General features: G+C 43.6%; 6 protein-coding genes. 4 read left to right on the forward strand and 2 right to left on the reverse strand.

The genetic code is table 11. From position 1 onward, the window contains the following. Positions 1 to 589: 589 nt before the first annotated feature. The 4 genes from R7Z47_RS23690 to R7Z47_RS23705 all read left to right on the forward strand — a co-directional run bounded on the left by R7Z47_RS23690 (position 590) and on the right by R7Z47_RS23705 (position 5,000). The gene (locus tag R7Z47_RS23690) at positions 590 to 2,221 is read left to right on the forward strand and encodes a methyl-accepting chemotaxis protein (RefSeq protein ID WP_258676444.1); all 1,632 of its coding nucleotides are present in this window, start codon (positions 590 to 592) and stop codon (positions 2,219 to 2,221) included. A gap of 201 nt (positions 2,222 to 2,422) precedes the next feature. Continuing rightward, a complete protein-coding gene (gene alr, locus R7Z47_RS23695; RefSeq protein WP_258676446.1) occupies positions 2,423 to 3,652 on the forward strand; it encodes an alanine racemase in 1,230 nt (409 codons plus the stop codon). A 311-nt stretch (positions 3,653 to 3,963) separates the two neighbouring features. Continuing rightward, the gene (locus R7Z47_RS23700; RefSeq protein ID WP_318130652.1) at positions 3,964 to 4,695 is read left to right on the forward strand and encodes an AzlC family ABC transporter permease; all 732 of its coding nucleotides are present in this window, start codon (positions 3,964 to 3,966) and stop codon (positions 4,693 to 4,695) included. Continuing rightward, entirely contained in the window at positions 4,692 to 5,000 is a 309-nt protein-coding gene (locus R7Z47_RS23705; protein ID WP_017820198.1) for an AzlD family protein, read from the forward strand. The genes R7Z47_RS23700 and R7Z47_RS23705 overlap by 4 nt, the downstream gene beginning before the upstream one ends. A 140-nt stretch (positions 5,001 to 5,140) precedes the next feature. On the opposite strand, the gene dld is transcribed toward R7Z47_RS23705, so the two are convergent. Both dld and R7Z47_RS23715 read right to left on the reverse strand, forming a co-directional pair. Further along, positions 5,141 to 6,847 (reverse strand): D-lactate dehydrogenase, encoded by a 1,707-nt coding sequence (gene dld, locus R7Z47_RS23710; protein ID WP_213871134.1) that lies wholly within the window; start codon positions 6,845 to 6,847, stop codon positions 5,141 to 5,143. 382 nt (positions 6,848 to 7,229) lie between these two features. Beyond that, the gene (locus R7Z47_RS23715; protein WP_017633645.1) at positions 7,230 to 8,132 is read right to left on the reverse strand and encodes a LysR family transcriptional regulator; all 903 of its coding nucleotides are present in this window, start codon (positions 8,130 to 8,132) and stop codon (positions 7,230 to 7,232) included. Between the last annotated feature and the right edge of the window lie 312 nt (positions 8,133 to 8,444).

Consider the following 8,444-nt stretch of genomic DNA (forward strand, 5'->3'; position numbering starts at 1 on the left):
TTTTAAATCCCTTGTGTCTACCAATTCCACCACCAGGGCAACGCAATCATGCGATGGGTTAGACACCATCTGTCTCAGCGGCCTTTGCCGTGAGAACGAGGCGTACTTTAACGGATTAATTTATCTGGTCAACAATAAATTTTATCTTTTTGATTTAAGTGCTTAAAAAGCGATCTGACTAGTACGTTTGGCATTCAATTAGACCAATAAGCACCCGTTCCCTTTCATTAGCTATGAAGTCATACGCATACTAGTGTCCGTAACTGCTTCGAGGTAAACACGCGACTATCACGTTATGAACGCTGATCTTTTCATCGTTGTAACATCTGTAACAATTTGATTCCCTACTCTTGGCACGACTGCGTACAGAACATCATATTTTGTTACCGATAACTTTATATCGAATGTGGTCGTACCTTTATAAAATCATTGACTTTTTTTATTTTCAAACAAAGCTCAATTCATTATCGAAAATATCAATAAATAATGGTACGTTACACGAGTTGCAGTAATTTAATGGACATATATCACATATAAGGATGTGGTTTACTTTGGCGACACAACATAAGAAAAACAAGGTATATCACTAATGTCTATCAAGAATCTTTCTATAGCGAAAAAGATATCGCTATCGTTTTTACTCATTGCCATCGTCAACATTGCATTTGGCGTATTTTTATCTACAGAGCTCAAAAGCATCAAATCTGAGCTTTTAAACTATACCGACGATACGCTTCCTGCAATGGAAAGGGTCGATTCGATTCGAGATCACTTGTCTCGCTGGCGCCGAGCTCAATTTGCTGCGTACACTTATGAAGACGCAGACCAAGTCAAAACTAAAATTTCTAACAATATTAGAGAACGCGAAAAGATCACTAGAGAGCTCAACGCTTACGGTGAAACTATCTGGCCTGGCGAAGAGCAGCAAACTTACCAGCGTCTTATGCGTCAGTGGAAAAAGTACTTGGTTACTATGGACCAGTACAATGAAGCGATGCTAGCTAACGACAAAAGCAAGGCCCACCCTATTTTGGCGAACTCTTTGTCTGCTTTCGAAGCGGTTGACTCGGAGTTAGGCGAACTAATCCGTCTCCTTAAAGAAGCTATGGACAGCAACAAAACTCATATCCTGTCCTCTGTAAATGGATTGAGTAATTCTTCAATTGCAAGTAACGTGATTATTCTACTGATCATGGTAGGCATGACATACGTGCTGACTCGCCTAATTTGTGGCCCACTTAAACTTGTTGTTGAGCAAGCAAATGCCATCGCGACAGGTGATCTATCAAGTGACATTGACCGTAAAGCAATCGGCAATGACGAGCTTGGTGAACTGGCAGACGCGACCACTAAGATGCAAGACGACTTACGCCAAGTTATCGATAACGTGATTGCTGCAGTTACTCAGTTAAGCAGCGCTGTCGAAGAGATGAACCAAATCTCCGATATTTCTGCGTCTGGTATGAAAGATCAACAGCTGCAAATTACGCACATCGCAACAGCAATGACAGAAATGAAAGCGGCCGTAGCCGATGTTGCTCGTAACACTGAAGACTCAGCGAACCAAGCTAACGAAGCAAACCGCCGCGCACAACACGGTGTTCGTGAGACCCAAGGTATGGTTGACGCGATTCAAGAAGTTTCAAATGTAATTGGCGCTGCAGGCGATACCGTAGCAGAGCTTGAACAGCAATCGAATAAAATTAACGTGATCGTGGATGTTATCCGCGACATCGCCGATCAAACCAACCTACTTGCACTTAATGCAGCCATTGAAGCGGCGCGTGCTGGTGAGTCTGGTCGTGGCTTTGCCGTCGTTGCAGACGAAGTTCGAACTCTTGCCGGCCGTACGCAAGATTCAACGAGTGAAATCACTTCGATCATTGAGCAGCTACAATCACTTGCAAAAGACGCAAAATCAGCCACTGAACTTTCTAGAACCAGTATTTCAGAATGTGCAGAACAAGGCATTCAATCAAAACAGCTGATGAGCGACATTGAGCATTCGATTTCGGACATCTCAGACATGGGTACCCAAATCGCTACGGCTTGTAACCAGCAAGACTCTGTTGCGGAAGAGCTTAACCGCAGCATTGAAAACATACATTTGGCATCTCAAGAGGTCTCGCAAGGTTCGGAGCAAACCGCACAGGCGTGCCGCGAACTAAGCCAGCTATCCATTTCTCTTAAAGATGTAATGAGCCGCTTTAAACTGAGTTAAACTCAGTGGATACCTTAGTAGATACCAAATCAATCCCGATTTGCTTAAATTGAATGTCATCACTGAGGTATATTTAGGTATATATTCAATCACTATCTTAACAAACGCTCCAAAGCACCACTTGGAGCGTTTTACTTCGTCAGGTACTTTCCCCAAGTACTCAATAACATAACCAATACAAAAAACGCGTACGGAGACTTTATGCGCTTAAATAAAACCTTACTATCACTGACTATCGCTGCTGCAATCGCGGTTCCTGTAATGCAAGCTACTGCTGCTCCTCTGCAAATTAGCAATGCAGCAGCAAAAGCAGAGCAAGTTCAAGGTGCTAACGCTTGGCTAGAAATAAACTTAGGTCAGTTCCGCGATAATATTGAGCAGTTTAAATCGCACATGGATGGCAAAACGAAAATCTGCGCCGTGATGAAAGCCGACGCATACGGTAATGGTATCGCAGGCCTGATGCCGACTATTATCGAACAACAAATTCCTTGCGTTGCCGTTGCAAGTAACGCCGAAGCACAAACTGTTCGCGACAGTGGCTTTAAAGGCCAACTTATGCGTGTACGCTCAGCGGATATTGGCGAGATTGAAGCCGCAATCGACCTAAATGTCGAAGAGTTGATAGGCACAGCAGAGCAAGCTAAAGCACTGTCTAAATTAGCCGAGAAAGCTGGTAAAGAAATCAAAGTTCACCTTGCTCTGAACGACGGTGGTATGGGGCGTAATGGTGTTGATATGACGACAGAAACGGGCAAGAAAGAAGCGCTAGAAATCGCTCAACAAGCTGGCGTTAATATTGTTGGTATCATGACTCATTTCCCTAACTACAATGCAGACGACGTGCGCCAAAAGTTAGCTTCATTCAAAGACAGTTCTGCATGGCTGATTAAAGAAGCGAATCTAAAACGCGACAACATTTTACTGCACGTAGCAAACTCTTACACCGCGCTTAATGTTCCTGAAGCGCAGCTTGATATGGTTCGCCCTGGTGGCGTTTTATACGGAGACTTACCAACTAACCCTGAGTACCCTTCTATAGTGTCTTTCAAAACACGCGTGGCATCCGTTCACCACCTGCCAAAAAATAGCACAGTCGGTTACGACAGCAGCTACACAACAAGCAAAGAAAGCTTAATGGCGAACATTCCTGTTGGTTACTCTGATGGTTACCCACGAAAAATGGGGAATACAGCAGAAGTTCTGATCAATGGCCAACGTGCAAAAGTTGCGGGCGTTGCTTCAATGAACACTACAATGGTAGATGTTACAGGTATCAAAGATGTTGAGCCTGGTTCTGAAGTTGTTTTGTTTGGCTCCCAACAAGGCAAAACGATTTCAGCTGCTGAGATGGAAAAACACGCAGAAGTCATCTTCCCTGAACTTTACACGGTTTGGGGAAGCGCGAACCCTCGTGTCTACGTAAAATAAACCTACTCAGTTATTCGTAACAGACCGAAAAAGCGAGCCTCGTGCTCGCTTTCTTTCTTATTTACTAATCTGTACTAGCTCGTGATGTTATCAATTAAACAGAGCTTACTATTTCTGTTGTTTTACTCTCCTTTAGCACTACCAAGTACGACTCTCTACACTCTGTTTCTTAAAGCCGCTTGGATGGCTCATTTTTATATAGCACTTAGTGTTTGAAAGCCCCTCTAATTGATGTTAAACATGAAGTTTACAAAAGAATAACAAACACACTCGTATGGCACTGCCCCTTTGCCTGCTAGCTAGGTATCTCTATGACAGAAAATACTCAACATCTTCAACGCTCCTCCACTGAGTTGCACGAATTTAATCGGCTTGAGGTCTGGAACGGCTTCACCCAACTTTTACCTCTCTCTATGTTCGTGGTCATATTTGGCCTCGCTTTCGGTGTTGCTGCCGTACAGACTGGACTAGATGTATTTCCCACTATGTTGATGAGCACACTGGTCTTCGCCGGTGCTTCACAATTTGCCACGTTAGAAATGTGGGGAGCAGAAGTCCCTCTCATTCCAGTTCTTATTACTGTATTTGCTATTAATGCTCGTCACCTCTTGATGGGAGCCACACTTTATCCATGGTTACGACAACTCCCACCAACAAAACGTTACGGTGTAATGCTGGTTGCATCAGACGCTAACTGGGCAATGGCACTCAATGCATTTGGTAGAAAAGAACCAGGCTTTGGCTTGCTTGTTGGTGGCGGCTTAGCGATGTGGTCTTTTTGGATTGTGGGCACCTGGATCGGCATTTATTTTGGTAGCGCAATCAAAGATCCGGTGGGCCTCGGGCTCGATATGGTTATGGGATGCTTCCTGCTGTCTATGGTGGTAGCCGGGCCGAAAGACTTAAGAATCTTTGCAATTTGGGCCATAGCAGCAGCCTCTTCTATGTTGGCGTATTGGTATTTGCCAGAGAATAGCCACGTAGTGGTTGGCGCCATTACTGGCGGAGTATTGGGTGCTTGTTGGAAGGAGAAGAAAGCATGAACATCGAAACAACGTTAGGTGGCACACTGCTTATCATTATCGCTATGGCGTTAGTCACGCTCATAACCCGCTGGGGCGGTGTGTATGTTATGTCATTCATTCCAATTAGCGAACGGGTTCAACGTTTCATTACTGCGATGTCAGGTTCCGTACTGGTTGCGCTTTTAGCTCCGCTAGCAGTAGAGGGTGATAATGGTGCTAGAGCAGCACTGTTTTCTACTGCCGTTGTCATGTTCATCGTGAAAAAGCCTCTACCCGCAATCGCAGCAGGCATCATCGCTGCCGCTGCAGTACGTGCTCTTTAGTCGTTGTTTCAACGCCGATACCAATCATCAATAAAAGACCCAAAACACAAAGCCCTGATGTCACAAGTGTCATCAGGGCTTATCTTATGCTCATCATTTTAACGATGAACAACGATTATTAATCATGGTGATGCAGCACATTATGCACAGCAGTTACAATTGCGCTTATATTTGTCCATTTTGCCAATACCAGGGTTAAAGGTGTTCGTTGGATCTAACTCGTAGTAAAACTTCTGCAGCGAGTTTTCAGCTTCGTACAAGTGACCCACATTATGTTCTGCTGGGTATTTGGCACCACGGCTATTGAGGTGCTCTAGCATCAGCTTTTTCATCAACTTCGTGTCAGTCCCTTTTTTGAAAATGTAATCTTGATGGAAGACGTAACACATAAAGTGACCATAATAGAGCGCTTGAACAAGGTTCTTACTCACCTCTTCAGGCAAAGTTTCTAGCCACTCTTCATCATTACGTCGCAATGCAATATCAAGTGCAACGATGTCTTCTACGTCTTTTCGGTGAATCGTCTCGTAACGAATTGCTGCACCTGCTGCTGCAAAGCGATGTAAATAAGCTTTTTTACCTTCTTCCGGCGTACACTCGAAGAAATCACAGTCGTCTTCAACAGCCCAAACTTCTTTGAGGTATTTTTGTGCTTCAGCAATACCACCATCACTCATTTTCAATACCAGGTGATGCTCATACTTGTCACGGAAATCCAGCATTCGCTCTGGTAAATGTTGTGGGAACAACTTGCTCGCGTAGTACAAAATGGTGTCTGGCAGATATTTACTGACAAACGGGATGCGCTCTAAGAAATTTTCTACCTTAGCTTTAAGTGCGAACATTTTTGGTAGCTTATCTGTGCCTAACAAGTCGATGGATAAGAACACATCCTTGCCGTACTTCTCTGCCATGTTGAAGATATCTCGATGCAAGTATTCTCCCATCTCAGGCAAGTTATCAAACGTAGATAAGAAGTCTTTTCGCAACTTCGTTAGTTTCGCAGGGTCATTGGTGCCAAGGTAAAAAACCTGCTCTTTTTCGGGGACTGGGTAGCTGTCCACCCGAACGGCAAAAACCCCCAACTTACCGGCGCAGCCACTGGCTTCAAATAATCGGCGTTCATCGGCATTAAAGCGAGAAGGAATGTCAGAAGTCACGTCTCGAACACGTTCATCGTATTCTTTGTCTGACGCCATTCGCTCATCATGAATGATCTTCGCTGGGTCAAAGTTCCCTTCTTGCAGGTTTGTTAGAATTTCTTCTGGCGTTTCACCTAATCCTTCAATACCAAGGTGGTTCACCAAATGTAACTGGCCTTGCTTATCCACCTGCGCATAGATCGCCAGTTCCGTATAAGCAGGACCACGCTTAACTAGCGCACCGCCTGAGTTATTAGCGATACCACCGACCACAGTGGCACCTAGCGATGAAGAACCGATGATAGAATGCGGTGCTCGGTTCACTGCCTTCAACTCTTTCTCCAAAGAGTGTAAGCTCGCACCAGGCAAGCAAACCGCCTGCTTACCACCATCTAATAAGTGAATCTTCTTGATTTTGGTAATATTGATCACAACCACATCGCGATCATAATCATTACCACTCGGAGCCGAGCCCTCTGTTAAACCTGTTTTAGCCGCCTGCATGATAATGATGCAGTTTGCTTCAACACACTGTTTAATAATCTTCCATTGTTCTAGAAGAGTGTTAGGAAACACGATAGCAAGCGCATTACCACTACCCGAACGAAACCCCGAGCGGTAATATTTCGTTTTAACCTCGTCGGTTAGAACATTTTCTTCCCCAACGATGGCTTTAAATTCTTCAATCAGCTGCTTTTGTTTCATATCCGTATCTCTAGTTATTGTACTTCGCTCACAACACCGCTTAGCGGCAGGCATGGCGTTTGAGCCACTATAAGCAGTCCATTTCTCTGCGTCTATGTCAGACGGACGACCAATACGTAATCAATAAACAACAAACAAAATAATTCTTTATTTTTCTGTCACTTATCTTTCACATTTGAGAAATTTAACGTAAGAAACAGACCGTTTCTTAAAAGAAACAATAGCAAAACCATTTGTTAACAGTTGTGCGGGGTATCTTGTTATCAATATTAGTGAAGAAAACGAGGAGAAGCGTAAGCCCCTAAATTTAAGAGGATTCTTAGAAATGAAGATGGAAACATAAGCTCAACACCAATATAACGATCGGTGTTGAGTTATTGGCTTAAAATCGATGGTTTTGACTTTGAAAGCTTGTGTATAGATGATCAATGAAGATCTTAATTTTTTCTGGTTGTTGACGAGTGTAAGGATACACCGCATAAATACCCAAACATTTGGCTGTTTCGTCTTTAAATAACTGAATCAGACTGCCTTGTTTTAAGTCTTCATAAACCAATACACGCGGTACATAGATGATTCCCTGCCCTAACAGCGCTACATTTCTCAATACAGAAGAATTGTTGGTACAGAGGTTACCGTCGACGGTGATTTGATATACCTCGTCTCCATCTTTAAACGCCCACTCATGCGCTCCGGTTTCTTGGTAGGAATAGACTAAACAATTGTGTTTAGCCAAGGCTTGAGGTTGTTTAGGTATGCCATGTTTAGCTAGGTATTGGGGTGACGCGCAAATGATCCAATTCGCATCCACCAGCTTTCTTGCAATCAGACTAGAATCTGGCAACACACCCGTTCTAATTGCCAAATCAAAACGTTCATTCACGATATCGACGAAACGATTATCTAGATCCATATCGATATTGATGTCTGGGTATTTCTGATTAAATTCATTAATCACTTGAGGAAGAATTAATTCACCAGAGATAGTAGGCACCGAAATTTTAATGTTTCCAGATAAGTTTTTACCTAAACCCACAATAGATTCTTCCGCCGTTGCCACCGCTTGATAAACCGCTTTTGCATGAGTAAAAAACGCTCGTCCTGCTTCAGTCAACGTTAGCGTTCGCGTTGTTCGGTAGAGAAGCTGTACACCAAGCTCTTGTTCAAGCTTGGCAATGCGTTTACTGACGACCGATTTAGTCAGTGACATATGTCTCGCAGCAGCACTGAATGAACCTTGCTCGATCAAGTGATAAAAAATGATGTAATCGTCGGTATTTCTCATGCGTCTTCGTCAAATCCTTTGCAAGCCCGTATTGTAAACTGAAATTGGCTGAGGTGCGAAACATCGGATCACACTTAATATCAGAAACTCGTGACAGAGATGGGGTTGCTAAGCTCACAGGTAATGAAAAAGAGATGGTATGAATTTATCAGTCTTCAGATACAAAAAAACCAGCTTTCGCTGGTTTTAAGTTGATGCACTTGGCATCGAGATACCGCCATGGCCATATCTGAATAATTTGGAGCGACACACGAGGTTCGAACTCGTGACCTCAACCTTGGCAAGGTTGCGCTCTACCAACTGAGCTAGTGT

The organism is Vibrio sp. 1641 (assembly GCF_033339995.1).
GTDB lineage: Bacteria > Pseudomonadota > Gammaproteobacteria > Enterobacterales > Vibrionaceae > Vibrio > Vibrio alginolyticus.